Genomic DNA, 25,237 nt, shown 5'->3' with positions numbered 1-25,237 from the left:
GCGCCATAAAGGGCCGCTACGTTACGGGTATTGAGCCGTCGTACATCATGGCCAGCCTGCTCGATCAGCTTTCACAAATGACCGTGGTCGTTGCCGACACGGGTGATCTGGAGGCCATCCGCAAGTTCACCCCTCGGGATGCCACCACCAACCCGTCGTTGATCCTGGCTGCTGCACAGATTCCGGCCTATCAGAGTCTGATTGATGAGGCTTTGCGGTCATCGCGCAAGTTGATGGGCAGCGACGCACCGGTGGAAGACGTGGTGAGGGAAGCTCTCGATGAGATCAGTGTGATCTTTGGTAAAGAGATTCTCAAGATTGTTCCCCGTCGTGTGTCAACCGAGGTGGATGCTCGTCTGAGTTTTGATACCGACGCCACGATTGAAAAAGGGCGCAAGCTGATTCGTTTGTACAACGATGCCGGCATCAGCAACGATCGCGTTCTGATCAAAATCGCCTCCACATGGGAAGGCATCAAAGCCGCCGAGGTGCTGGAGAAAGAGGGGATTCATTGCAACCTCACGCTTCTGTTTGGTTTCGGTCAGGCCGTTGCCTGTGCCGAAGCCGGCGTCACTCTGATCTCCCCCTTCGTGGGGCGCATTCTGGATTGGTACAAGGCGGAGACCGGTCGCGATTCCTACTCCGGCCCGGAAGATCCCGGGGTGATTTCCGTGACCAAGATCTTCAATTACTACAAGACCCATGGTTACGGCACGGAGGTGATGGGGGCGAGCTTCCGCAACATTGATGAGATCACCGAGCTGGCCGGTTGTGATCTGCTCACGATTTCACCCAAGTTGTTGGATCAGCTCCGGGAGAGTGATGCGTTGCTGACTCAGAAATTGAATGCGGCCGATCCCAGTGAAGGTGAGGCCAAGATCCATGTCGATCGCGCCAGGTTCGATGCGTTGATGCAGGACGATCGGATGGCCTCCGATAAACTCACGGAGGGGATTAAAGGTTTCAGTAAGGCGATTGAGACCCTCGAACACCAACTGGCCCATCGTCTTGCCGAGCTGGAAGGTGGCTCCGCTTTTCGTCATGCCGTTTCCGAGATCTTCATGCTCAACGACATGAATGGTGATGGTTCGATCACCCGTGATGAATGGCTTGGCAGCGATGCCATTTTCGATGCGCTCGATCAGGATCACGATGGTTTGATCTCCCAGGAGGATGTCCGCAAAGGCTTCGGAGCTGCCCTGGCGCTGACTTCTGTCTGATTCGCCCTCGTCCCATGCATGCGCTTAACACCATGCGTGCTTTGGCCAGCAAGGCCGAGGTGATCCGACTCAAGCGGGGCGAGGTCCTGTTCCGAACGGGGGAAATCGGAACATGCATGTATGGCTTGCTGGAAGGATCCGTGCGTCTGACCTGGATTGATTCAGCCGGCCATGACGGACACGAGGACATTGACGTCGGCCATGTGTTTGGTGCGGGGGCTCTGGTCATGGAAGACCATCAGCGTCTGAGCACAGCCACGGCCACAAGCGAGTGCCGCTTGATTGCCATGAACCGCGACAAGTTTCTGTTTGCGGTTCAGGAAACACCGATGTTTGCAGTTCAGCTGCTGGCATCGATTGATGCGCGTCTGCGGGACATCAAGTTGGCTGAGGGATGAGGGCCTTTTCGTTTTTTAATCAGTACTGATAATCACTCTCAGTTCTCGGGGTAGAGCTGGTGGATGGTCTTGGGTTGGGATTGCGTTGGGGCTGTTCCAGCTGAGTCTTGGAATCCTTGGCGTCCTGATCCTGGGACTGCTGAACCGCCTGTTGATTCAAGACATCCAGCTGCCGGCGGTGCTGGCGGCCTTGGCCGTGGGTGGTCAGCAGTTGATGGGGTTCACCCGCGCCTGGTTCGGCTATCGCTCCGATCGCATCCCCCCCAGCCGGCTGCGGCGCACCCCCTTCATCGTGACCAGCTCCTTGGCGATCGCCCTGTTGTTCGGGGTGGCCTGCCAGTTGGTGCTGCGCTTGGCCACCAGCATGGAGGCCTCCGGCGGTGAGCTCAACGGGCTGCTGATTGGCCTGCTGATCCTCGTGTTCGTGGCGATCGGCACGGCGATTGCCGCTGGTGGAACAGCCTTTTCGGCCTTGATCGCCGATCGCACCACGGAAGCCGAACGGCCGCTCGTGCTGTCGGTGGTGTGGGGGATGCGTCTGCTGGGGGTGTTGCTGGGCAGTGTTCTGGTGAATCAAGTGTTCGGCAGTGCCTGTGCGGCCGATGCCAGCCGCAGCGCTGTTCTGGCCGGACTGCAACGGTTGTCGGTGGTGACGCCGTTGGTGTTGCTGGGCCTGGGGGTGGCATCGGTCTTAGGCGTGTAACGCCGCATCACAGGCTTGATGACGCCGGTGGGGTCGGAACCCCCCGATGTGCCCCAGCGTTTGGCCTTGCCCCAATTGCTCTTGAAACTGCGCACCATCCCCCAGGCCGGTCGTTCCCTCGGGGTGCTCTGCCTGTTCACCTTCAGCATGTTCCTTAACGATGCGGTGCTGGAGCCCTATGGCGCCGCCGTGTTTGGTATGAGCGTCTGTGCCACTACATCACTGAATGTGTTGGTCGCCCTGGGTTTCTTTGCTGGTTTGGGTCTGAGTGGCTTCTGGTTGATTGAGCGCATCGGCAACATCCGCACCGCCAGGGTGGGTGCGGTGCTGGCTGCGTTGGCTTTGCTGCTGATGCTGTGGGCCGGGGCGGAGCAGTCGATATCTCTGTTGCGTGCTTCCGTTGGCCTGTTTGGCTTGTCGCTGGGGGTGTGCATGAACGCCTGCCTCAACTTGATGTTCAGCTTTGTGCAGCCCGGCCGACGGGGTTTCTCCTGGGCATCTGGGGTGCGGGCTATGCCTATTCCTGTGGCCTGGCCACCATCAGTGGAGGCGGGCTCATCACCTTGTTCAAAGCCTGGAATGGCGGGGATCTATTTGCTGCCTATGGCAGGGTGTTTGCCCTGCAGATGGTCTGTTTCCTTGGCGCCGCGTTGATGACCCGGAGTCTGGATGTGGTGGGTTTTCGTGAAACGGTGAAAAGCCGCTTCAGCGATGTGATCGAGATGGCGGTGGATTGATCCTTCAATGGAAGAACCGATCCACTAGAACCGGGTTCGTTGAATTGCAGTGAATGCCCCCGCTGCAGATCGTCTGGTTCAAGCGTGATCTGCGCATCGTTGATCACCGGCCCTTGACGGCTGCTGCGGAGCGGGGGCCGGTGCTGCCCTTGTATGTGGTGGAGCCGGAGTGGTGGCAGCAGCCCGATGCCTCCGAGCGGCAGTGGCTCTTCTGCAGGGAGTCGCTGCTGGAGTTGCGCCAGGCCCTGGCGGATCTGGGCCAACCGCTGGTGGTGCGACGTGGCGATGTGGTGGAGGTGCTCGAGCGGGCCCGGCGCCAGTTCGGCATCGATGGGCTCTGGAGCCATGAGGAAACCGGCAACGGCTGGACGTACCAACGCGACAAACGCGTGGGGGCATGGGCCCGTCAGCACGGCATCGCCTGGAGTGAAATCCCGCAGTTCGGTGTGACGCGCCGGATGCGCAGCCGCAACGGCTGGGCCAAGCGCTGGGAGGTTCAGATGACGGAGCTAATCACGCCAGCGCCGGCGGCGTTGCCACCGCTGGAGGGCATTGATCCCGAGGTAATCCCCGAGCGCCCCTGTTCAGACCTGCCTTCGGATGCCTGCCCGCAGCGGCAGCACGGTGGGCGTTCGATCGGTCTGGGGGAGTTGCGCGATTTTTTGCAGCACCGCGTCCCGCGCTATCAACGGGCGATGTCGAGCCCTAACAAGGCCTTCACGGGTTGTTCGCGCCTGTCGGCCTACCTCACCTGGGGCTGCCTCTCGATGCGGGAGGTGCTGCAGACCAGCCGTACATGCAGCGGCCGCGGCGTCAGCAGCTTTGAATCACGGCTGCACTGGCACTGCCACTTCATCCAAAAGCTGGAGGATCAACCGGCGATTGAATTCAGCGATTTCCATCCGTTCATGCGGGGCATTCGCGCAGCGGACGCCGTGCGTTTGGTGGCTTGGAGCGAAGGTCGTACGGGTGTGCCCTTTGTGGACGCCTGCATGCGCGCCTTGCGGGCCCATGGCTGGATCAACTTCCGCATGCGGGCGATGTTGATGTCCTTCGCCAGCTACAACCTCTGGCTTCCCTGGAGGGATAGTGGCCTGCACCTAGCGCGCCAGTTTGTCGACTATGAGCCCGGCATCCATTGGAGCCAGTGCCAGATGCAGTCGGGCAGCACCTCGATTAACACGATTCGGATCTACAACCCGATCAAGCAAGGAATGGACCATGACCCCCAGGGGCTGTTCATCCGTCAGTGGTGCCCGGAACTCAAGGAGGTGCCCACGATTCATATCCATGAGCCCTGGATGTTGGGTGGTGGGATGCCAGCACCAATCGTTGATGTGACTGGATCGATGCAGCAAGCCAAAGACCGCATCTGGGAGATCCGTCGCTCTGCCGGTTTTGATCGCCATGCCGATGCGATTCAGCGCAAGCATGGCTCCCGCAAGGCGGGGTTGAAGCCAACAACGGCTCGCCGTCGCCGGCGCCAACCTCAGCAACCCGACAACGGCAGCCAGCAGCTCAGCCTCGGTCTTTAGTTGCGCTGCAGCAGAAGCCGTTTGATCACCCGTTGGGCGATGTCGCCATAGCCCATCTCCCCGGAGAGAATCTGAGCAATCCGCCGTGGTGCGGTGGGCCTCTTGATCCCCAGCTGATACCCCACAGCGGGAAAGCGATAGAACACCTGGGCAATTCGTCGCCCCCAGGCCATCGAATCCCCCCAGCGTTCCCGCATGCTGCGGCTGTAGCCCCGCAGATCCTTGCTGTCGCCCTTGAGCCATAGGTTCAGATGCCGAGACGCCTCGCAGCCACTCATCAGGGCGGGGCGTAGCCCTTCCGCCAGAAAGGGATCGCACAGCGATGCCGCATCGCCCACCACCACAACGCCGTCACCATCAAGACGGTGATGACCGTTCCACACCCGCAGTTGACCGCGCTGACGGAGTCCTGCATCGGCGGCGAAGCCCAGATCCGGCAACAGCTGAGCCAGCACTTTCTCCGGGTCGGCGTCCTGCTTGCCGATGAAGCTGCCCACACCGATGTTCACACCACCTGCGAGGGGAAAGGCCCAGGCAAAGCCCTGTTTCACCAGGCCGAATTCAAAGCGGGTGGTGCCATCGCTGAGCTGACCTTGGCCCTCCAGCCGCACCGACATGGTGGTGGCCATCAGAGGTTGTTTGGCTCCCAGGCCGAGCCGTTGGGGCCATGGCGAGCCCGAACCATCGGCGATCACCACGGCTCGCCCCTGCCATTGGCGTCCATCGGTTGCCGTGACTTGCCAGAGGTTTCCTTTGCGGCGGATGCCATTGATTTCAACGCCGGCAAGGCGTTTGGCTCCCGCTCCAATCGCCTGATCAGCGAGCAGTTGATCGAGCGTTTCGCGGCGCACGATCCAGAACGGTGCATCGCCGGGCAGCTCGGCGACCACCGGATCCTCCAGGCACCAGCTGAAATCCACCTGACGGATCACCTGCTCCACAGCGGGCTCCAAGGAAAAGGGAAACCACTGCTGCACCGAGGCCGCCATGCCACCACCGCAGGGCTTGATCCGCGGCTCGGCGTCGCGCTCAAGCATCAGCACGTCATGGCCCGCTGCCGCGAGATGCACTGCCGCGGCACCACCGGCGGCTCCAGACCCGAGGATCAGAACGTCGTGGGTCCAATTCAAGTCTTGGCTCACACGTTGAGGGTGGGGTTAACTCTGGTCCGGACTTGGTTCTTTCGTCGAAGCACCAGCCTGAATGCCCAATGAATGGCGAGCATCCTCGCTCCTGAACGGGTGTGAACACTGCCAAAGGAGGCTTTGTCGACGAGCCGATTAGGTGGGCTCCCGCTAAACACCCCTTAGCTGCCGTTGATGGCTGATGAACTGGTTCCGGCACGGGTTGGCACCCTGGAAACCAATCCGGGCTCTTGTCTTCGCTGATAAGAAGGTCTTCTTCTGGATCAAGGGCAAGCTTGGTCTGTCTGAATATCAGATGGCTGCGTTGGTTTGGCTGAAAGGTCTGGTCATTGGCCTGCTGTTGGGCACCTGGTTGTTCTGATCAGATTGCGAGGCGATGGAGCCAAAGCTGGGTTTGAAGACAGGCTCTTGGTCCGGGCTGTTCGGCCTCCTGGCGTTCCTGAAACTCCGCGATTCGCTCCATCCCCGATTGGCTGAAGTTGTTCAGCTGGCAGAAATCCAGTTGCCATGGAAGCCTGCCGGGATCCTCGTCGGTAGCTCAATCGACGCCAACACGCCGCCAGCCAGATTGCCTGCATCGCGAATCTGCAGGGCGGAACGGTCTTCGTTGCCCCGATACAGCGGGTACAGCAGATAGCCGTCCGTGGCCGTAAGAGGCTCAGCCCCTTGCCGTGGAACGAACAGTGGTTCTCCGACAGCATCTCCAGGCTGATGCTGCCAACGGGTCACGTTGCCCGAATCGGTATCGAAACGGATCAGCCCCAAGGTGTCCATGAGGTTGGGTGCGAACTCCACTGCGTATCCGGCCCGATACGGCTGACCAACCAGCGCTTCACCCACACGTGGAAACTCCACATTGGCGTCGCAGAGCACACTCTCCCTTACCTGACCAGTTGCAAGATTGAGCTCGAAGCGGGTAAGGATGCCCGGGGAATCGTCGGGTATGAACGCGTCAGAATCGAAATCAAATCTGAGCAGGCGCTCGTATCGGACCGCGTCCAAGACAACCGAGTCACCGTCGTCATAGGCGTTCATGGTGTGGAAGATGAAGCAGGGTTCGATCTCAAACCATCGGATCGCAGCACCGTCCTCATAGCGCGGTAATACACCAAGTCGTGCCTTGTAATCCGGAGTCCACCGGTAGGGCATCGCTCGTCCGTGCATCGCCATTTTCAGATCAAAAACGACCGGTAGATCCAGGAAGATCGAGCGGCTGGCTGTGACTGCAAAGTCGTGCATCATGCTCGGTCCGTCCAAGGGGATCTCCGAGCTGTGCGTGATCGTCCCCGCCGAATTGAAGATGAAATAGCGCCCGAATGGTTGCTTCCAGTCGTAGTCGAACGCAATCGTTTCCCCTGTCGCAGCATCGAACTTGGGGTGAGCCGTCATGTGGCCGCCGGGCAGTGCGCCCCCGAAGTCCTGAGGGCCGACGGTGGTCAAGTCGTTCGTCATCTGATGAGGGACCCCGCCCTCACAGAGCGCCAGGAGCTGGTCGCCGAGTCGGATGATGTTGGTGTTGGCTGGCGTATCCGTTTCAACGTCTTGCCCCTGCGCTCTGGCCAACGTGGCCGTCTTCACCCAGCGGTTGGTATAGCTGAGAGCTTGGCCGTTCTCTAGATGGATGCCGTGCACCATCCCGTCACCGAGAAACCAAGAAAAGGTGTCATTCCCAATGAAGCTGCCGTTGTGAGGGTTCGGTCCGTTGCGCAGCCACCGACCGTTGAGATCAGTGGGTATCGAACCTGAACAGTCCAGTGGTCCGGTGCTGATCTCCTCGCTTACGGGGCGGAAAACTCCTTGGCTGAGGTCAACTGCGGATTCGACCATGGGGATCCTGCTCTCGGTATTCGGATTCTTGCCAGAAAGCGAAACCCTCTCACTCCGAGGTGGTCAAGCCATTGCAACCAGCTGATGGCTGGTCGAAGGAGTTGGGCCCTTCCTCCAGCAGATGCTTCAGCCAGATGGCTCAACTCAAGCACCCATTGACGACTCAATCCAATGAAGATCGTCAGACTTTGAGGATGTCGGCTTCCTTGGTGGCCAGGTGCTTCTCGAGTTCAGCGATGAATTTATCGAGGGTTTTTTGCACGCTTTCTTGCTCATCACGGCTCTGATCTTCCGAGAAGTCGCCCTCTTTTTCCTGCTTTTTGATCTTGTCGATCGCGTCACGGCGCAGGTTGCGCAGGGCCACCTTTCCTTCTTCGGCGTACTTCGACGCCAGCTTGCAGAACTCCTTGCGGCGCTCCTCGGTGAGGGGGGGCACGTTGATGCGGATGATCTTGCCGTCGTTGTTGGGGGTGAAGCCCAGCTCACTCATGGCAATCGCTTTTTCGATCGAGGCCAGGGCGCTGATGTCGAACGGCTGGATCTGGATCGTCTGGGAATCCGGGGTCGATAGGGTCGCCAGGGACTTCAGTGGGGTTTCGGCGCCGTAGTACTCAACGCTGATGCGGTCCAGCAGGGAGGCATTGGCACGGCCGGTGCGGATGGTGTTGAAGTTGCGCTGGGTGGCCTCCACCGACTTGCGCATGCTGGCTTCGAGGTCCTGGGTAGACATGGTTGCTGAGGAAGGAGGCGTGCGTACTGGGTGGCGTTGTTAGGCGGGGTCGCCGATGCGGGACCCGATCGGTTCCCCGGCCACGGCTCTGCCGATGTTGCCAGGTTCAAACAGGTTGAAAACAACAATCGGGATGTTGTTGTCTTTGCAAAGGGCGATGGCGGTGCTGTCCATCACCCCCAACTCGCCGCTGAGCACATCCTGGTAGCTGAGCTGTGCATGCTTCACCGCATCGATGTGCTTGGCCGGGTCCTTGTCGTAAACCCCATCCACCTTGGTGGCCTTGAACACCACATCGGCATTGATTTCAGCGGCCCGAAGGGCCGCAGTGGTGTCGGTGGTGAAGAAAGGGTTTCCGCAACCGGCGCCGAACACCACCACCCGGTTCTTTTCCAGATGCCGAATGGCTTTACGGCGGATGTAAGGCTCCGCCACCTCCTGCATGGCGATGGCGGTCTGCACCCGTGTGGGAACGCCAGCTCTCTCGAGCCCGTCTTGGAGGGTGATGGCGTTCATCACCGTGGCCAACATGCCGACGTAGTCAGCTGTCGCCCGTTCCATACCCGCCGCAGAACCCTTGAGGCCGCGAAAGATGTTGCCGCCGCCCACGACGATCGCCAGCTGGGTGCCATTGGCCACCACCTTGGCTACATCGGAGGCAATCGATTGAACAATGGCGGGGTCGATGCCATAGCCCTGAGATCCCATCAGAGCTTCGCCGCTGAGTTTCAGCAGGACGCGTGTGTAGGTCATCTACCGTCCAGATCCTTTCGACAGTAGCAAGCATTGGCACAAGCCTTGAATCGCCGCTTAGATGGGAAAACTGCGGCTGTTTGATGCCCGAGACCGATGCCACCCATAGCGGTGTGATGGCCCGTCTCACGCTTTCAGCCTTGGAACGGGCCAGCCAGGATCCGGACTGTTGGCGTGAGCCTCAGGTGCATCGCGCACTGCTGGTGAGTGGGCTCTCGGTGCTCACCGCGGCCACCCGTCATTTGCAGGACGATCTCGAGGCGGCTGAAGCGGCCTAAGGCTGGGGTGTTCAACCTTTAAAACTCGATGCCCGCCTGGGCCTTCACCCCCTGTTCGCGGAAGGGGTGATGCACCAGGGTCATCTCTGTCACCAGATCGGCCCGCTCCACCAGCTCGGCTGGTGCGCCCCGGCCGGTCACCGCAACGTGGGTGAGCTCCGGTCGCTCGTTCAATCCGGCGATCACCGTGCCGGGCTCGATATAGCCCAGTTTCAAGGCCACATTGAGCTCGTCGAGCAGCACCAATTTCACGCTGGCATCGCGCAGGTAGCCCAGGGCCGTCTGCCAGGCCGTCTCCACCAGGTGTTGATCCCGCTCTCGGTTCTGGGTCTCCCAGGTGAAGCCTTCCCCCAGGGCATGCCAGCTCACCTGCTCACCGAAGGCCTGCAGGGACCGTGCTTCGCCGGGTTCCCAGCCCCCCTTGATGAATTGAACAATGGCCACCCGCTCCCCATGGCCGAGGGTGCGCAGCACCAGCCCAAGCCCGGCGGTGGTTTTGCCTTTGCCCTGGCCGGTGAACACCAGCACCAGCCCCTTCTCCTTGTTGCGTTCCTCCACACGTTGCTTTTGCACCTGCTGGCGCCGCTCCATCCGTTTGCGGTATCCGGCGTCGTCGGTTTCGGGGGCGAGCTTGCCCCCCATGCCCAGCTCCGCGGCGGATTGATCGAGGTCGTTCGTGCTCATTAAAGGAGGGGCGTTGTTGGTTCTATCGAGGCCGAGTGGCGGTGATGCGTTGCAGGGCCTGTCCCGCCAGCAGCTCCTGGCTCACGCTGCTGAACCCGAGTTGCTCCAGCTCGGCGGGGAGGTTGTCCTCCAGCATGGCGGTGGCGGTGTCGGTTTCAAACAGGGCACAAAACAACTGTTGGGGAAGCTTCAGCCAGGGTCCGGCTGGATGCAGATCCACAAGCACTAACCAGCCGCCCGGTTCCAGCAACCTCAGGGCACTGCGCAGCACCCGTTCACGATCGCTGCGGGGGAATTCGTGCAGGGCCACGCTCAGCTGAATGGCGCTGAAGCTGGCATCGGCCAGTGGGGGCTCTTCGGCCAGCCCCTCCACCCGCTCCAGGCTGGGGTGGCGTTGGGCGGCGAGATCCAGGGCGCGGGCGGAAATATCGAGCCCCGTCACCGCATAGCCCGCCGCCAGCCAAGGGGCCGCTGCTTCGCCACTGCCGCAGCAGAGATCAAGCACCGCCACGCCTGGCTTGAGATGGGGCTGCAACGCCTCGAGCCCCAGGCCCCGCAGGCGCTCTACCCCACCCACACTCAGCGATGACACCGCTGTGACCGTGTCGTAAATCCAGCGGTAGCGGTAGGCCAGTGGCCTCAGAAAAGACGTCATCGTTGATGGTCAAACAACAGTCAGGTTCCGGTCAGGCCGGTCGACGGGCCAGGGCTGCATCCACCGCCTGCTGCTGGTCACGTCGGGTGATCCAGTGGTGATAGGTCCGGGTGTGGATCGTCACCGAGTGCCCCATCATTCTGGCGGCGACGGTGTCGGGCAGGCCGACGTGGATGGTGCGCACGGCCCAGGCGTGGCGCAGGTCGTAGGGGGTGATTGGCAGCTCGTAGCGCCGGAACTGCTCACTCACCCGGCGCCCCACCTGCTGCAGGGTGGTGCGGCGCAGATCGGTCTTGATGGCCGGCAGGGCGGCCGGGTTTTCCGCAAGCTCCTGCAGCCCAAAGCGCTCGACCCAGTCGGGGTGGAATGGCCAGCTCTGGTGCTCACCGGTTTTGGTCGTGGGCAGCACCCGCAACACCCGATCGCCACCAGGAGCAAGGGAGGAGCAATCGCAGAAGAACACCTCATGGTTGCGCAGGCCATAGGTGGCCATCAGGGCATAGGCCAGGCGCCATTGCGGGTTGGGAATGCGGCCTGCGGCCTCCAGAATCTGCGGGTCGGTGGGCAGCTGGCGGAAGCGGGCCCGGTGCAGGCCATAGCCACCGGCCTCCTGGCGCCAGTCCTCCGGTAACGGCAGCTCCAGGTGCCGGGCCAGGGCCGCCAGGGCCGTGGCGCATTGCTGGCGACTGCGGCTGCCGTCGTCGTAACTGGTCAGCGTCTGCATCAGAAGTGCCGGCTCCAGGGGCTGATCACCGTGTAGATGGGCCAGGCGCCGCAGGTAAGGCAGATATGCGCTGGTCCAGGTGGTGCGACTGCTCGCTGGGGAACGGCGTCGACGTGGGTCGGAAAAAAACGCCACTTCAAAAGTGTCGAGGGCGGCTTGGATGTCGATGGAGCGCCCCTTGGCTTTGGTGGGTGAGCTGGGGGCCGACCAGAGCGTCCAATCAAAACTGCGTTGGTCCAACTGCAGCTGCACCAGGGCCGCGGTGCTCAGCGCTTGACTGACCCCTGGGGGATCGGCCATCAACCCCAGGCTGATCCGTTGCAAGCCGTTGCGAGTGGCATCGCTGCGCAGGGGCAGCGGCCCGCGCAGGTTCAGCCGCCGCCCCCGCTGTTCGATGCGCAGGCGTGACCCCTGTGCCGCCAGCTGCGCATTGGCGGTCTCCAGTGCACTTTTGAGCTCCATAAATGTGTTGTTGGAACCAAGGATCGCGTCCGTGGCGGCTAGGCTCAACCCCCGAAAACCGTTCTGATCGGTATGTCTCGCGTCGGTGTCGTCCTGCTGAACCTGGGTGGCCCGGAGCGCATCCAGGACGTTGGACCGTTTCTTTACAACCTGTTCGCTGATCCGGAGATCATCCGGCTGCCCAGTCCGGCCTTACAGAAACCGCTGGCTTGGTTGATCAGCACCCTCCGCAGTGGCAAGTCGCAGGAGGCCTACCGCTCTATCGGCGGTGGATCACCGTTGCGGCGGATCACCGAGCAGCAGGCCCGGGAACTGCAGAGCCTGCTGCGCCAGCGCGGCATTGACGCCACCAGTTATGTGGCCATGCGCTACTGGCATCCCTTCACCGAATCCGCCGTGGCGGACATCAAGGCCGATGGCATGGATGAGGTGGTGGTGCTCCCCCTCTATCCCCATTTCTCGATCAGCACCAGCGGATCGAGCTTCCGCGAGCTGCAGCGCCTGCGTCAGGCGGATCCCTCCTTTGAAAAGCTGCCGATCCGCTGCATTCGCAGTTGGTTCGACCATCCCGGCTATGTGAAGGCCATGGCCGAGCTCATTGCCGAAGAGGTCCGCAACAGCGACGACCCCACCAAGGCCCATGTCTTCTTCAGTGCCCATGGCGTGCCCAAGAGCTACGTCGAAGAGGCGGGTGATCCATATCAGAAGGAGATCGAAGCCTGCACTCGCCTGATCATGAAGGAACTGGCTGTTCAGATGGGCCACGACAACCCTTTCACCCTCGCTTATCAGAGCCGGGTGGGCCCCGTGGAGTGGCTCAAGCCCTACACCGAGGAGGCGCTTGAAGAGTTGGGCCAAGCCAAGACCAACGACCTTGTGGTGGTGCCCATCAGCTTTGTCAGCGAACACATCGAGACGCTGGAGGAAATCGACATCGAATACCGGGAGCTGGCCACCGAAGCAGGGGTGGTGAACTTCCGCCGGGTCCGGGCTCTTGATACCTATGCCCCTTTCATTGACGGACTGGCGGATCTGGTCACCACCAGCCTGCAGGGCCCTGAGGTGAGTCTCGATGCGGCTGCGGAGCTTCCCACCAAGGTGAAGCTCTATCCCCAGGAGAAGTGGGAATGGGGCTGGAACAACAGTTCTGAGGTCTGGAACGGGCGTCTGGCCATGGTCGGTTTTTCGGCATTCCTGCTCGAACTGATCAGTGGTCAGGGGCCGCTGCACGCCCTCGGCTTGCTCTGATCAAGCCAGGGGTGCTTCAGGACCTTAATCTGGAGGGTCAATGACCAGGTCGCCTCTGTGACTCTCACCTCCGCCTCCTCGGTTGTCACTGGGCAGCAGGCCGGAAACGGTGGGCAGAAAATGTCCGGGGCCACCGCCCTGATGGATGCGCTGCGGCGTCATGGCGTTGACACGATCTTCGGCTACCCCGGCGGCGCGATCCTTCCCATTTACGACGCGCTCCATATCGCTGAAAGCGAGGGGTGGGTCAAGCACATTTTGGTGCGGCACGAGCAGGCCGGCACCCACGCGGCCGATGCCTATGCCCGCGCCACCGGAAAAGTAGGCGTTTGTTTTGGCACATCAGGGCCGGGCGCCACCAACCTTGTCACCGGCATCGCCACAGCCCAGATGGATTCGGTGCCCATGGTGGTGATCACCGGTCAGGTGCCCCGTCAGGCGATTGGTACTGATGCCTTCCAGGAAACCGACATCTTCGGCATTACTCTGCCGATCGTGAAGCATTCCTGGGTGGTTCGTGATCCGGCGGATCTTGCCTCCATTGTTGCTCAGGCCTTTTTGATTGCAGCCAGTGGTCGTCCGGGGCCTGTGTTGATCGACATCCCCAAAGATGTGGGTCAGGAGATGTTCGACTACGTGCCGGTGGAGCCCGGGGCCATCGTGCCCAAAGGCTTCCGCAAGCCGCAGCCCCCCCGGGATGAGCCGATTCTTTCGGCGCTTGAACTGATGACCGAGTCGGAGCGTCCCCTTCTGTACGTGGGCGGCGGTGCGATCTCTGCCGGCGCCCACGACAGCCTGCGGGTGATCGCTGAGCGCTTCCAGATCCCCGTCACCACGACGTTGATGGGGAAGGGTGCCTTCGATGAAAACGACCCCCTCTCGGTGGGCATGCTCGGCATGCACGGAACGGCCTATGCCAATTTCGCTGTCACTGAGTGCGATTTGTTGATTGCCGTTGGCGCCCGTTTTGACGATCGGGTCACCGGCAAGCTCGACACCTTTGCTCCCAGCGCCCGGGTGATTCACTTTGAGATTGATCCGGCTGAGATCGGCAAGACCCGTCGTCCTGATGTGGCAGTGCTCGGTGATCTGGGCCTGAGCGTTGCGCGCTTGGTGGAGCTGAGCCTGCACGAGGAGGTGCAACCCCGCACGGCCCCCTGGCTGGCGCGTATCGCCGAGTGGAAACAGACCTATCCCCTCGCCGTCCCCCCCTCCGAAGGCGCCTTGTATCCCCAGGAGGTGTTGCTGGCCGTTCGCGACCTGGCGCCGAACGCCATCGTGACCACCGATGTTGGGCAGCATCAGATGTGGGCCGCGCAGTACCTGCGCAATGGTCCCCGTGGATGGATCAGCAGTGCCGGGCTTGGCACCATGGGATTCGGCATGCCGGCAGCGATGGGTGCCCAGGTGGCCTGTCCCGACCGTCAGGTGGTGTGCATTGCCGGTGACGCCAGCATCCTGATGAACATTCAAGAGCTGGGAACCCTTGCGGCCTATGGACTCCCGGTGAAGGTGGTGATCGTCAATAACCACTGGCAGGGCATGGTGCGCCAGTGGCAGGAGAGTTTCTACGAGGAGCGCTACTCCGCCTCCGACATGCTCAATGGAATGCCGGATTTCGTGGCTCTCGCCAGTGCTTTTGGTGTGAACGGTGTTCACATTCGCGAGCGAGAGTCGTTGCGTCGTGATCTTGAGGCGGCGCTGAACGCTCCAGGTCCGATGCTGATTGACATCCACGTTCGCCGTGGAGAGAACTGCTATCCGATGGTCCCTCCCGGCAAAAGCAATGCTGAAATGGTGGGCCTTCCGGCTCCCATGCCGGTTCTTAACGCCCCAACCTCTTGATTCGTCTTGTCTTAACTGGCTTGCTGGTGTTGCTTTGGGCCGTGCCCGTGCAGGCCGCTGAGGTGCTTCAGGTTCGCAGCAGCTCTTTGCTGCAGGTCGGTGATCACAACCGCACTTACACCGTGGCTCTGGCCTGTGCCTCCGTTGCTGCGAGCCAGGAAGCCGAGGCCACCGCATGGCTGCGCCAGGAACTGCCGCGTCGCCGCAAGGTCAATCTGCGGCCAGTGGGCTCCAGTGAGGGGCAGCTGATGGCTCGGGTCACACCGATCGGGGCTGAGCGCGACCTCAGCACGGGCTTGATTGCCGCTGGTTTGGCCAGTAACAGCTGTGGGGCTGATGGCTGATAACCGTGTCGCCCGGGGCATTGTCTTGGTGCCGTGCCTGTTGCTGGGAGGGGCCTTTCTAGCCACAGCGGCTTGGGGGCAGGGAGCCGCTGCTGAAAATCGCACGTTGGCCATCGGTATCGGTTCAGGCTTGCTGTTGGCGGGCTGGCTGTCTCAGTTGGGAGGTGGGTCTGACCCCTCTGTGACAAAACCAGACGAGTCCGACAGCTCTCCCTAGCTTGCTGGGATCGGGTTGCTTCCCTCCGATCCCATGTCGAAGCCTGAGTGGCGCCGCTGGCCTTGGCTGTCGTGGTGTGTTGTTGCAGCGACGCTGATCGGCTGCCAATCGATGGTTGCCAGTGGTCTTCACCGCCCTCGCCTCGCGGTGCTTCTGCCCATGGGGCAGCGTGATGCTGAAGTGCGTCAGGACTTTCTGCAGGGCTTTCGTCTTGGCCAGGCGTCCGTGGAGGCCTGTGGAGAGCCCTTCCCGCCGGTGACGTGGCACGGCATGAATGCCAGCGATGCTCCTTCTTGGCAGTTGATGCCCTCCGTCGAACTCAAGGTGCTGGTAGCCCCCCCGTCGGCAGACCTGCGGGCCTTTGCCGCCTTGGCGCTGGAGCGGGATCTCACCGTGCTGCTGCCGTATCAACGGGGCCAGTCCCTGGACACCCTGCGCGGTCTTGAAGGCCGTGAACGGCTCTGGCCGATTGTTCCTTCCCAACAGGACGATCTGAAGGCGATGGTGGCGGCGGCCATGGATGCAGGTTGGGGTCGGGCCATGGTGGTGGAGGATCCTGGTGCCCTGGAGTCCACCAGATCCAACGCCTTTGTCGAGTTGTTCCAAGCCGCTGGCGGCATTGTGGAGAGCTATGAGGCGAAGCCGGTCCAGCGCGTGGATCCCAGCAACACCCGGCGTCTCCAACGCTTCAAGGACGACATGGTCTGGTCTTCGGTGCCCACTGTCGTCGTGGCGGATGCACCGGATGGGCCTCTCTCCCAACAGTTGCGAGCGGAGCAGCAGCAGGGTGGCTTCGGCGGTGGTGCGCCACAAACGCCGAACTGGATCTGGCTTACGGAGGCGGAAGGCCTGCAGGATGCTCCCACCGTCCCTTGGAAACAGCTTGGCCTCCAGCACTCCGCACGTGGTAGCGCCTGGTCGGACTTCCAGGAGGACTTCAGGGACCACACCGGCACGGTTCCATCATTGCTCGCTGGTGCTGGCTTCGACACGGCCCGGCTGCTGGCTCTGGCGGACGCAGCCCCGTTGCCGCTGGCCGATGACGGGGAGATTAATGCCATGGGTTGGTTGGATCCCGAGCAGGAGAAGGTCGTCACGATCTGCGAGGCTTTCGTTCAGCGGCGACGCGGGGAGCGCCTGCGTTTGCAAGCCGCGGCTAGTGACTCCCGTTTCCGTGCCGGCCAGCCACCCTCCGGTCAGGCTATCGCCGGTCTGATCGAATGAGGTTTGGGGACATGACCTCTCGATGCTGCGCCTGAGTGAACTGAAACTGCCCCTGGATCACGGGAAGGAGGCGCTGCAGGAGGCGGTGCTCAAGCGTTTGCGGATCCCTCCCGACCGTCTGTTGGGGCAGACCCTGGTGAAGCGCAGTGTTGATGCGCGGCGCCGTGATCGGATTCAGTTGATCTACAGCGTGGATGTGCAGGTGAAGGGTGAAGCCGCTCTGCTGCGGCGGATCGGCAACAAAGGCCGGGTGCGTTCCGCTCCGGACACCCGCTACCGGTCTGTGGGCCAGGCACCGGATGGCTTTCCCCTGGACCCGGTTGAGCGGCCTGTTGTCGTGGGTGCTGGCCCCTGCGGCTATTTCGCAGCCCTGCTGTTGGCGCAGATGGGCTTCCGGCCGCTGTTGCTGGAACGGGGCGAATCGGTCAAGCAGCGCACCCTGCAGACCTTCGGCTTCTGGCGGGGCACCAGCCCTTTCAACCCGGAATCCAATGCCCAATTCGGTGAAGGGGGCGCCGGCACTTTTTCGGACGGCAAGCTTTACAGCCAGGTGAGCGATCCTGAGCACTACGGCCGCAAGGTGCTGGAGGAGTTGGTGGCCTGTGGCGCCAGCGAGGAGATCCTCACCCTGCACCGCCCCCATATCGGCACGTTCAAGCTGGCCACGGTTGTTCGCGGCCTTCGGGCCCGGATTGAAGCTCTGGGAGGCGAGGTGCGGTTCAACAGTCGTGTGACACGCCTTCAGCTCAGTGCCAGCCGCGGTGAGAAGCCGCATCAGCTCGATGGTTTGGTGTTGGCGGATGGCACGGAGATGTCCTGCCGCCATTTGGTGCTGGCTCCTGGACATTCGGCGCGCGACTGCTTTGAAATGCTGGAGGAGATCGGGGTGCAGCTGCAGCGCAAACCGTTTTCCGTGGGCGTGCGGATTGAGCATCCGCAGCATCTGATCGATCACGCTCGCTGGGGGGAGGCGGCAGGCCATCCGCGTCTCGGGCCAGCCGAATACAAGCTGGTTCACCACGCCGAGAACGGCCGCTGCGTCTACAGCTTTTGCATGTGCCCCGGTGGATTTGTGGTGGGTGCCACCTCCGAAGAGGGCCGGGTTGTGACGAATGGCATGAGCCAGCATTCCCGCAACGAGCGCAACGCCAACAGCGGTTTGGTTGTGGCCGTGGATGCCGACGATCTGGTCCCGTTCGAACGTTTTCCCGGAGATTCACTGGCGGGGATTGGCCTGCAACGGGATCTGGAGGAGCGCGCCTTCCTCATGGGGGGTAGCAGCTATGCCGCACCGGCGCAGCGGCTGGAGGATTTCCTGGCCTGCCGGCCATCCACCCGTCTCGGCACCATCGCAGCGTCCTATCAACCAGGCGTGCATCCCGCTGATCTGGCTGCGTTGCTTCCAACCTCCATCGTTGAGGCCTTGCGCGAGGCGCTTCCAGCTTTTGCCCGCAAGCTGAAGGGCTATGACCACGCTGATGCGGTGCTCACCGGCGTTGAAACCCGTACCTCATCGCCCGTGCGCATCCCCAGGGATGAAGCGTTGGAATCGCTCAATGTGAAGGGGCTGGTGCCGGCGGGTGAAGGAGCGGGCTACGCCGGCGGCATCCTTTCAGCGGGGATCGACGGCATCCGCGCCGCTGAAGCCTTGGCCATCCAGATCCTCGGAAGCAAGTCCAAGCCCGATTGACCTCATCTGCGGTTGGGGGCTTGCGCCACGATTCCGCTCCACTGCACCGCTTTCACCTGATCCCGTCGCCAGGAGTGAAACAGCTCGGGTTCACTGACGGTGCAGAGCGGACAGTGGGCGATCATTTTGCCGGAGATTCCCGCCTGCTGGAGTTGCAAGCTGGCAGCAGCACGGATGTCCAGGCGGTGCCGTCCCGGTTGCTCATCCGGCGAGACGGCTCCGCGTTCCGACAGGTCAACATCGCCGGGGATTGCGGCTGCGATGGCCTTAACCACCTCATCGCCCACCTGGTAACGCGGCCCGCTGACGGCCGGGCCCAGGGCGATGACCAGATCCTCCAGCTGAGCCCCCCGATTCACCAGCTGATCCAGAGCTGTGATCAGGATTTCAGCCGCCACCCCACGCCAACCGGCATGACAGGCCGCGGCATGGCCGGTGCCGGGATCCGCGATCAGTACCGGCGTGCAGTCGGCGCCGCACACCCAGAGGCTCTGGCCCCCGCGATCACTCACCAGGCCATCGGCCTCAGGCCAGGGATCCTGACGGGCGTCGCTAGCGTTCAGGACGATTCCGCTGTGGATCTGCTGGAGCCGGTGGATGCTCATGCCGGCGCTGACGTACCCCGCCAGTTCATCCGGCCCACGGCCGTGCCAGAGCCGGGTGAAGAAGCCGTGCTCGAAACCTTGCTCGTGGAGAAGATCGCTCTGGAGGTAATAGCCCCCGTAACAACCGATCCAGGTCCAGCCCTTCAACGTGTTGAAGCGGCTGTCTGGTCGATCAAACGGCCCGTCTTTCATCAGCCTTTCAATCAGGCCATTGGGATGTCCCGCAGCATCCAGAAGCCGCCGAAGGTCTGCTCCTCCGGACTGGATTGGATCGCGATGAATTGGAGGCCGCGCACCTGTTGCTGAGAGGTCGCCAGGGCTTCGGCGATGTCAGCGGCGATGGCCGGCTCAAGGTCGCTCACCAGCCAGCGGTCGTCCTGACCAGCCTCCAGCACCAGCTGGCGGTCTTCAACGATCATCCGCACGGGCTCAAGCCCCCCCAACCAGCCCGCCATGGCCAGAGAGCGACTCTGGCTGAACAGGCGCAGACCCGGCACAGAGGCCGCGGGGTCGATGCCATCGGGCACCGGCAGCAGTCCGCTGAAACTCATCGGCCATTCCGATGCCTCCAGCAGCAGGCTCGCCGGCAGGTTGGCCCAGCTCCAAGCGTCACCCTGAACTTCTTCCGGCAGGGGCACCGGAGGGGTTGGAACAGGGGCTGGGGGCGGCGCCAATGGGCCTGCCATGAAGCCCTCCTCCTCGGGGTACACCTCCCGTTCGCGCTGCTGAAGCCAGTCGAGCAGGGCGAAGGTGCGGCGACTGGGAATCACCTCGAGGTCTTGTTCGGCTGCGGCGCGCTGCACCATGGTGCGCATCGAACTGCGCCAGCAGCGCAAACGCATGGGAGATCCCCAGCCCCCGCTGGCGGATGCCTCCTTGGCTTCAGCCAGGGCTTGGCTTAACCAAAGCGAGTTCACGTCACCCGAGGGGCACACCTTGGCGAAGCGAAATGGTTCCGCATCGCCGGTGGCGGCGGGGGTCGAGGTGATAAGCAGTTCCCAACGCTTGCGGCCATCGGCCTCAAGAATTGGTCGGGAGTAGAAGTCGAGTTCCCAGTCTTCTGCGGCTGTCAGGGCAGCTGTGCTCATCCGGCAGATTGCTCCTGCTGTTTCAGCGTGTTCTGGGCGCGGCTGGCGCGATCGGCGGCCTCCGCCATCACTTTGTCGCGTTCAATTAGCAGCTCTCCGGGTGGGCCTTCGAGAAGGGCTGTGTTGAGGCCGATGCGTCCACGGCCCGGGTCCAGTTCCGTGATCAGGGCCGACACGCGGTCGCCCTGATCGAACACCTCACGGATCGAGCGCAGGCTGCCATTGGTGATGGCTGATTGGTGAAGCAGTCCGCTGATGCCACCGAGGTCGATGAACAGGCCATAGGGCTTCACCGAAGCAACCTGGCCTTCCACCAATTGGCCCACTTCCAGATCCTGGAAGCGTTCGGCGACGGCGGCTCGTTTTTCAGACAGCACCAGCTTGCGGGTTTCCGAATTCACCTCGATGAAGGCCACCCCCAGGGTCTTGCCCACCAGCTCCTGGTGATTTTCTGCGTTCTGAAGCTGAGAGCGGGGGATGAAGCCGCGAAGCCCTTCGAGATCGCAGGTGACACCGCCGCGGTTGAAGCCATTGACGATGACTTGAACCACTTTTCCCTGTTTCTCCAGCTCCTTCACCCGGTCCCAGCTCTTGCGCAGCTCCAGGGCACGACAGCTGATCGTGACCATCCCATCAGCGTTCTGCTCACGGGTCACCAGAACTTCAACCTCCAGGCCCTTCGGGAAGCGCTCCCGGAAGTTGGTCACAACGCCCAGGCCTGCTTCGCTCTTGGGCATGTAACCGGGGGCTTTGCCTCCGATATCCACATAGACGCCATCGCTTTCGATGCCGATCACCGTGCCCTTGATCACCTCACCGGTGGTGCCAACCGGAGCGTTCTCGTCCAGGGCGGCAAGAAAGGCTTCCTCATCGAAATCGAAATCATCAACGCTGCGCGGTTGGTTGCGCTGCTCCTTCCTGGGTTGCTGATCCGGCGCACCCATCAGGTCGGCCATGGTCATGCCTTCCATGCCACCCATGTCGAAACGTGCGTCGTCATCCGTTCCTGGAGACGAGGCTGGTTCCTGCTGGACCGGTCGCGGAGGGGTGGCAAGGCCAGCGCGTTCCTCGAGAATGCGCGCCTTTTCCGCCGCTGCTTCGGCTGCTGCGCGGGCTTCTGCAGCCTCCCGCTCCAGCTTCTCCTGCTCTTCGCGACGGTTGATCTGCATCACCTGCAGCGGTTTCGTCGCTGCCGGCTTGGGTGCCTTGGGGCGGTTGGGCTGCGGACTGCCGGCTGCGGGCATGGACCATCGGAGTCGTCGATCGACCATTTTGACAGGCTGAGCTGGGATCAGCACCCCCTTCACTGTGTAACTCCATGGAGCAGCGTTCCAAGCGATTTGATCAGCTGACGTGGCCTGAGGTCAGCCGTGCTGCCAGCCAACCTGGTGCCACGGTGATCTGGCCGTTTGGAGCCTGTGAGCAACACGGCCCCCAACTGCCGTTGTCAACGGATGCTGTGTTCGCTGAAGGCATCCTCGATTCCGTTCTTGCGGGGCTAGATCCAGCCTTGCCCCTTTGGCGCCTGCCTTGTCAGGCCATTGGCTTTTCGCCTGAGCACCAGAATTTCCCAGGGACCCTCAGCCTTTCGGCGCCTCTGCTTCTGGATCTGGTCGCCCAGGTGGGCACTCAGCTGGCGGCGATGGGGGTGCAACGTCTTGTTCTTTTCAATGCCCATGGTGGCCAGATCGGTTTGCTGCAGGTGGCTGCCCGACAGCTGCGCGGCCGCTGCCCGTCACTGGCCGTTCTGCCCTGCTTCCTCTGGAGTGGCGTGGACGGGTTGGCTGAGCTGCTGCCCGAGCAGGAGTTGCTCCATGGTCTTCATGCTGGCCAGGCCGAAACCAGCTTGATGTTGAAGTTGGCACCAGAGCTGGTCGGTTCGGATCGACCCGTGGATGGACATCCACTACCGGGCTCCGTTCAAGACCCGCCGGATGGTTGGAGCCTTGAAGGAGCGGCCCCCTGCGCTTGGCTCACCGATGACCTCAGTGCAACGGGGGTGATCGGGGATACGCGTCAGGCCTCGGTCGATTTGGGCCGTCGCTTGGAAGAGCGGCTCATCCGTCACTGGCAGGAGCTGTTGCAAACCCTCCTGGCCAGTGACTGGCCCCCCACCCAAAGTCGTCTCTCCATCCCCTCCAAGTCCTGAACCTTGGACGCATGTGTCACCAACTCTTGGGGCACTGGTTATTGTCGGTCCCACTGAATGTGGTGGACAGCGTCCTATGACGACCCTCAATGCACCTGAATCACCCGTGCTGGAGGGCCAGGACGCACTGCCCGATTTCACAACCGAGGCCTACAAAGACGCCTACAGCCGGATCAACGCCATCGTGATTGAAGGCGAGCAGGAAGCCCACGACAATTACATCTCTCTTGGCACGCTGATTCCTGAACAGGCCGAAGAACTCAAGCGCCTGGCCCGGATGGAGATGAAGCACATGAAGGGTTTCACCTCCTGCGGTCGCAACCTTGGGGTTGAAGCTGATCTTCCCTTCGCCAAGAAGTTCTTCGAACCCCTTCATGGCAATTTTCAGGTCGCCCTCAAGGAGGGGAAAGTGGTCACCTGCCTGCTAATTCAGGCCCTGTTGATCGAAGCTTTCGCCATTTCGGCCTATCACATCTATATCCCTGTCGCTGATCCTTTCGCTCGCAAGATCACCGAAGGTGTCGTCAAGGATGAGTACACCCACTTGAACTACGGCCAGGAATGGCTGAAGGCCAATTTCGAGGCCAGCAAGGACGAGCTGTTCGAGGCCAACAAAGCCAACCTTCCTCTGATTCGCTCGATGTTGGAAGACGTGGCTGCCGATGCTGCTGTCCTGCACATGGAAAAGGAAGACCTGATCGAAGACTTCCTGATCGCTTACCAGGAAGCTTTGGGTGAAATCGGCTTCACCTCACGAGATATCGCCCGCATGGCCGCAGCAGCGCTTGCTGTTTGACCCGTTTCAGGGTTTGATCCAACGCCGGTTTATCGACAGGCACGTTGCCGTCGATACCGGTTGACATGGGACCATGGTCATTCCAGGTGTTCTTTGAGACGTCAGCGGTAAGACATGTTTGGTCTGATCGGACATTCAACGAGTTTTGAGGCTGCTCGCCGCAAGGCAATGGAACTCGGGTTTGATCACATTGCTGACGGCGATCTCGATGTCTGGTGCAGTGCACCTCCACAGCTGGTGGAGCACGTCGAGGTCACCAGTCCGGTGGGCACCACCATCGAAGGGTCTTACATCGACTCCTGCTTTGTTCCGGAGATGCTCAGCCGCTTCAAAACGGCCCGGCGCAAGGTTCTCAACGCGATGGAACTCGCTCAGAAAAAAGGCATCAACATCACTGCCCTTGGCGGTTTCACCTCAATCATTTTTGAGAATTTCAACCTGTTGCAACACCAAACGGTGCGCAGCACAACTTTGGATTGGCAGCGCTTCACCACCGGCAACACCCACACGGCTTGGGTGATCTGTCGTCAGGTGGAGAACAACGCCCCAACCCTTGGAATTGATCTGAGCAAAGCCAAGGTTGCAGTCGTTGGTGCAACCGGTGACATCGGCTCCGCCGTCTGTCGTTGGCTGCAGGCGCGCACCGGAGTCGGCGAGCTTCTGCTTGTTGCGCGCCAGCAGCAACCGTTGCTGGCTCTTCGGCAAGAATTGGGCGAAGGACGGATCCTGACTCTCGATGAGGCTCTGCCTGAAGCAGATGTGGTCGTGTGGGTGGCGAGCATGCCTCGCACCCTTGAGATCGACCATGACAGCCTGAAAAAGCCCTGCTTGATGATTGATGGGGGCTATCCCAAGAATCTCGATTCCAAGGTCGCCGGTGGTGGAATCCACGTTCTTAAAGGTGGAATCGTTGAGTTCTGCCGCGACATCGGCTGGTCAATGATGGCCATCGCCGAGATGGAGCGGCCGCAGCGCCAGATGTTTGCCTGCTTTGCTGAAGCGATGCTGCTCGAGTTTGAGCGCTGCCATACCAACTTCAGCTGGGGGCGCAACAACATCACCCTTGAGAAGATGGATTTCATCGGTGCGGCATCGGTCCGCCATGGGTTCAGCACCCTGAACCTCCATCCCAACCTGCAGGCCACTGCCGCCTGAACCCCGAAGAGCCAGATCCATGCCCCGTCGACCCCTGCTTGAGTTCGAAAAACCGCTGGTTGAGCTGGAGCAGCAGATTGAGCAGATCCGCCAGCTGGCCCGGGATTCGGAAGTCGACGTCTCGCAGCAGCTCCAGCAACTGGAAAGCCTCGCTGCCCGTCGGCGTCAGGAGATCTTTCAGGGGCTGTCGCCCGCTCAGAAGATTCAGGTTGCCCGGCACCCGCAGCGCCCCAGCACGTTGGATTTCATCCAGATGTTCTGTGACGACTGGGTTGAACTGCATGGAGACCGTCGCGGCAATGACGATCAGGCTTTGATTGGTGGTGTCGGAAGGGTGGGGAATCGCCCGGTGATGTTGATTGGTCATCAGAAAGGGCGCGACACCAAGGAGAACGTCGCCCGCAATTTCGGGATGGCTGCTCCCGGTGGCTACCGCAAAGCGATGCGGTTGATGGACCACGCCGATCGTTTCCGACTGCCGATTCTCACCTTCATCGATACCCCTGGCGCCTATGCCGGCCTTGAGGCCGAGGAGCAGGGTCAGGGTGAGGCGATCGCTGTCAACCTGCGGGAGATGTTCCGCTTGCGGGTTCCTGTGATTGCCACCGTGATCGGTGAAGGCGGTTCAGGTGGTGCCTTGGGCATCGGTGTGGCCGACCGGTTGCTGATGTTTGAGCACAGCGTCTACACGGTGGCCAGTCCTGAGGCCTGTGCCTCGATCCTTTGGCGCGATGCGGCCAAGGCGCCTGATGCGGCGGCAGCCTTGCGGATTACGGGTCGTGACCTGCTGGAGCTTGGGGTGGTGGATGAGGTGCTCGAGGAGCCCTCTGGTGGTAACAATTGGGCACCGCTGGAGGCCGGAGAAAACCTGCGGGCGGCGATCGAGCGTCACCTCGACCAACTGTTGAGCCTTTCGGAACAGCAACTTCGCGATGCGAGGTACTCCAAATTCAGGGCCATGGGGCGTTTCCTCGAAAAAACGTCACAGGATGTCGATAAAGCCGCTTAAAGTGTCGTGGTTTGCT

The 25,237-nt window shown here is 61.6% G+C and carries 26 protein-coding genes and 1 pseudogene; 17 read left to right on the top strand and 10 right to left on the bottom strand.

Features of this window, described 5'->3' with window-relative positions:
* Positions 1–47: 47 nt before the first annotated feature.
* The 5 genes and pseudogenes from KR52_RS12210 (at position 48) to KR52_RS12195 (ending at position 4,593) form a co-directional block, all read left to right on the top strand.
* Positions 48–1,220 (top strand): transaldolase, encoded by a 1,173-nt coding sequence (locus KR52_RS12210; protein WP_038556283.1) that lies wholly within the window; start codon positions 48–50, stop codon positions 1,218–1,220.
* A 14-nt stretch (positions 1,221–1,234) separates the two neighbouring features.
* Positions 1,235–1,618, top strand: a complete 384-nt coding sequence (locus tag KR52_RS12205) for a Crp/Fnr family transcriptional regulator (RefSeq protein ID WP_038556281.1) — start codon at positions 1,235–1,237, stop codon at positions 1,616–1,618.
* A gap of 85 nt (positions 1,619–1,703) precedes the next feature.
* Entirely contained in the window at positions 1,704–2,321 is a 618-nt protein-coding gene (locus KR52_RS15205) for a PucC family protein (protein ID WP_253912409.1), read from the top strand.
* Between the two features lie 18 nt (positions 2,322–2,339).
* Positions 2,340–2,929: pseudogene (locus KR52_RS15200) on the top strand (MFS transporter); the annotation flags it as partial.
* Between the two features lie 182 nt (positions 2,930–3,111).
* Entirely contained in the window at positions 3,112–4,593 is a 1,482-nt protein-coding gene (locus tag KR52_RS12195) for a deoxyribodipyrimidine photo-lyase (RefSeq protein ID WP_038556279.1), read from the top strand.
* Here KR52_RS12195 and KR52_RS12190 read toward each other — a convergent pair.
* Positions 4,590–5,723, bottom strand: coding sequence for a geranylgeranyl reductase family protein (locus tag KR52_RS12190; RefSeq protein ID WP_038557341.1), 1,134 nt, complete (start codon positions 5,721–5,723; stop codon positions 4,590–4,592). The two genes, KR52_RS12195 and KR52_RS12190, sit on opposite strands and share 4 nt — an antisense overlap.
* A 196-nt stretch (positions 5,724–5,919) precedes the next feature.
* Between KR52_RS12190 and KR52_RS12185 the strand changes: the two genes are divergently transcribed.
* A complete protein-coding gene (locus KR52_RS12185) occupies positions 5,920–6,099 on the top strand; it encodes a hypothetical protein (protein ID WP_038556277.1) in 180 nt (59 codons plus the stop codon).
* 122 nt (positions 6,100–6,221) lie between these two features.
* On the opposite strand, the gene KR52_RS12180 is transcribed toward KR52_RS12185, so the two are convergent.
* The 3 genes from KR52_RS12180 to pyrH all read right to left on the bottom strand — a co-directional run bounded on the left by KR52_RS12180 (position 6,222) and on the right by pyrH (position 9,048).
* The gene (locus KR52_RS12180) at positions 6,222–7,565 is read right to left on the bottom strand and encodes a carotenoid oxygenase family protein (RefSeq protein ID WP_038556275.1); all 1,344 of its coding nucleotides are present in this window, start codon (positions 7,563–7,565) and stop codon (positions 6,222–6,224) included.
* 181 nt (positions 7,566–7,746) lie between these two features.
* Positions 7,747–8,295: a ribosome recycling factor gene (gene frr, locus KR52_RS12175; RefSeq protein ID WP_038556273.1), complete on the bottom strand. Its 549-nt coding sequence runs from the start codon at positions 8,293–8,295 to the stop codon at positions 7,747–7,749.
* A gap of 39 nt (positions 8,296–8,334) precedes the next feature.
* On the bottom strand, positions 8,335–9,048 hold the full coding sequence (gene pyrH / locus KR52_RS12170) for a UMP kinase (protein WP_038556271.1): 714 nt from the start codon (positions 9,046–9,048) through the stop codon (positions 8,335–8,337).
* 83 nt (positions 9,049–9,131) lie between these two features.
* Here pyrH and KR52_RS12165 point away from each other — a divergent pair, with 83 nt between their 5' ends.
* Positions 9,132–9,326 carry a hypothetical protein gene (locus tag KR52_RS12165; protein ID WP_038556269.1) on the top strand — a complete coding sequence of 65 codons (195 nt, stop codon included), beginning with the start codon at positions 9,132–9,134 and terminating at the stop codon, positions 9,324–9,326.
* An 18-nt stretch (positions 9,327–9,344) separates the two neighbouring features.
* Here the strand turns inward: KR52_RS12165 and cobO are convergent, their stop codons facing one another.
* Genes cobO through KR52_RS12150 form a run of 3 tightly spaced genes read right to left on the bottom strand, consistent with a single transcriptional unit; the run spans position 9,345 to position 11,851 of the window.
* Positions 9,345–10,010, bottom strand: coding sequence for a cob(I)yrinic acid a,c-diamide adenosyltransferase (cobO, locus tag KR52_RS12160; protein ID WP_038556267.1), 666 nt, complete (start codon positions 10,008–10,010; stop codon positions 9,345–9,347).
* Between the two features lie 22 nt (positions 10,011–10,032).
* Positions 10,033–10,665, bottom strand: coding sequence for a class I SAM-dependent methyltransferase (locus KR52_RS12155; RefSeq protein WP_038556264.1), 633 nt, complete (start codon positions 10,663–10,665; stop codon positions 10,033–10,035).
* 31 nt (positions 10,666–10,696) lie between these two features.
* Positions 10,697–11,851 (bottom strand): site-specific integrase, encoded by a 1,155-nt coding sequence (locus KR52_RS12150; RefSeq protein WP_038556262.1) that lies wholly within the window; start codon positions 11,849–11,851, stop codon positions 10,697–10,699.
* A gap of 72 nt (positions 11,852–11,923) precedes the next feature.
* On the opposite strand from KR52_RS12150, the gene hemH reads away from it, so the two are divergent.
* The 6 genes from hemH to KR52_RS12120 are packed head-to-tail and all read left to right on the top strand — an operon-like array spanning position 11,924 to position 18,419.
* Complete coding sequence (hemH, locus tag KR52_RS12145) at positions 11,924–13,099, top strand: ferrochelatase (protein WP_038556260.1); 1,176 nt, start codon at positions 11,924–11,926, stop codon at positions 13,097–13,099.
* Between the two features lie 57 nt (positions 13,100–13,156).
* The gene (ilvB, locus tag KR52_RS12140; protein WP_038556259.1) at positions 13,157–14,944 is read left to right on the top strand and encodes a biosynthetic-type acetolactate synthase large subunit; all 1,788 of its coding nucleotides are present in this window, start codon (positions 13,157–13,159) and stop codon (positions 14,942–14,944) included.
* The gene (locus tag KR52_RS12135) at positions 14,941–15,288 is read left to right on the top strand and encodes a hypothetical protein (RefSeq protein WP_038556257.1); all 348 of its coding nucleotides are present in this window, start codon (positions 14,941–14,943) and stop codon (positions 15,286–15,288) included. Before ilvB ends, KR52_RS12135 begins: the two co-directional genes overlap by 4 nt.
* On the top strand, positions 15,281–15,505 hold the full coding sequence (locus KR52_RS12130; RefSeq protein ID WP_038556256.1) for a GIVxVP protein: 225 nt from the start codon (positions 15,281–15,283) through the stop codon (positions 15,503–15,505). The genes KR52_RS12135 and KR52_RS12130 overlap by 8 nt, the downstream gene beginning before the upstream one ends.
* Positions 15,506–15,538: 33 nt before the next feature.
* Positions 15,539–16,729, top strand: coding sequence for a hypothetical protein (locus KR52_RS12125; protein WP_071840253.1), 1,191 nt, complete (start codon positions 15,539–15,541; stop codon positions 16,727–16,729).
* 22 nt (positions 16,730–16,751) lie between these two features.
* Entirely contained in the window at positions 16,752–18,419 is a 1,668-nt protein-coding gene (locus KR52_RS12120) for an NAD(P)/FAD-dependent oxidoreductase (RefSeq protein WP_038556252.1), read from the top strand.
* A 2-nt stretch (positions 18,420–18,421) separates the two neighbouring features.
* On the opposite strand, the gene pgeF is transcribed toward KR52_RS12120, so the two are convergent.
* The 3 genes from pgeF to KR52_RS12105 are packed head-to-tail and all read right to left on the bottom strand — an operon-like array spanning position 18,422 to position 21,356.
* Entirely contained in the window at positions 18,422–19,216 is a 795-nt protein-coding gene (pgeF, locus tag KR52_RS12115) for a peptidoglycan editing factor PgeF (protein ID WP_038556251.1), read from the bottom strand.
* Positions 19,217–19,227: 11 nt separating this feature from the next.
* Complete coding sequence (locus KR52_RS12110; RefSeq protein ID WP_038556249.1) at positions 19,228–20,112, bottom strand: Tab2 family RNA-binding protein; 885 nt, start codon at positions 20,110–20,112, stop codon at positions 19,228–19,230.
* Entirely contained in the window at positions 20,109–21,356 is a 1,248-nt protein-coding gene (locus tag KR52_RS12105; RefSeq protein ID WP_038556247.1) for a S1 RNA-binding domain-containing protein, read from the bottom strand. Before KR52_RS12105 ends, KR52_RS12110 begins: the two co-directional genes overlap by 4 nt.
* Positions 21,357–21,430: 74 nt before the next feature.
* Here KR52_RS12105 and KR52_RS12100 point away from each other — a divergent pair, with 74 nt between their 5' ends.
* The 4 genes from KR52_RS12100 (at position 21,431) to KR52_RS12085 (ending at position 25,221) form a co-directional block, all read left to right on the top strand.
* Positions 21,431–22,261: a creatininase family protein gene (locus KR52_RS12100; RefSeq protein ID WP_038556246.1), complete on the top strand. Its 831-nt coding sequence runs from the start codon at positions 21,431–21,433 to the stop codon at positions 22,259–22,261.
* A gap of 76 nt (positions 22,262–22,337) precedes the next feature.
* A complete protein-coding gene (locus KR52_RS12095; protein WP_038556244.1) occupies positions 22,338–23,057 on the top strand; it encodes an aldehyde oxygenase (deformylating) in 720 nt (239 codons plus the stop codon).
* Positions 23,058–23,171: 114 nt separating this feature from the next.
* Positions 23,172–24,212, top strand: coding sequence for a long-chain acyl-[acyl-carrier-protein] reductase (locus KR52_RS12090; protein ID WP_038556243.1), 1,041 nt, complete (start codon positions 23,172–23,174; stop codon positions 24,210–24,212).
* 19 nt (positions 24,213–24,231) lie between these two features.
* Positions 24,232–25,221, top strand: coding sequence for an acetyl-CoA carboxylase carboxyltransferase subunit alpha (locus KR52_RS12085; protein ID WP_038556242.1), 990 nt, complete (start codon positions 24,232–24,234; stop codon positions 25,219–25,221).
* The last annotated feature ends 16 nt before the right edge of the window (positions 25,222–25,237 follow it).

The sequence above is a fragment of the Synechococcus sp. KORDI-52 genome, assembly GCF_000737595.1.
Classification (GTDB): domain Bacteria; phylum Cyanobacteriota; class Cyanobacteriia; order PCC-6307; family Cyanobiaceae; genus Parasynechococcus.
This window is presented reverse-complemented; position numbering and strand designations above follow the sequence as displayed.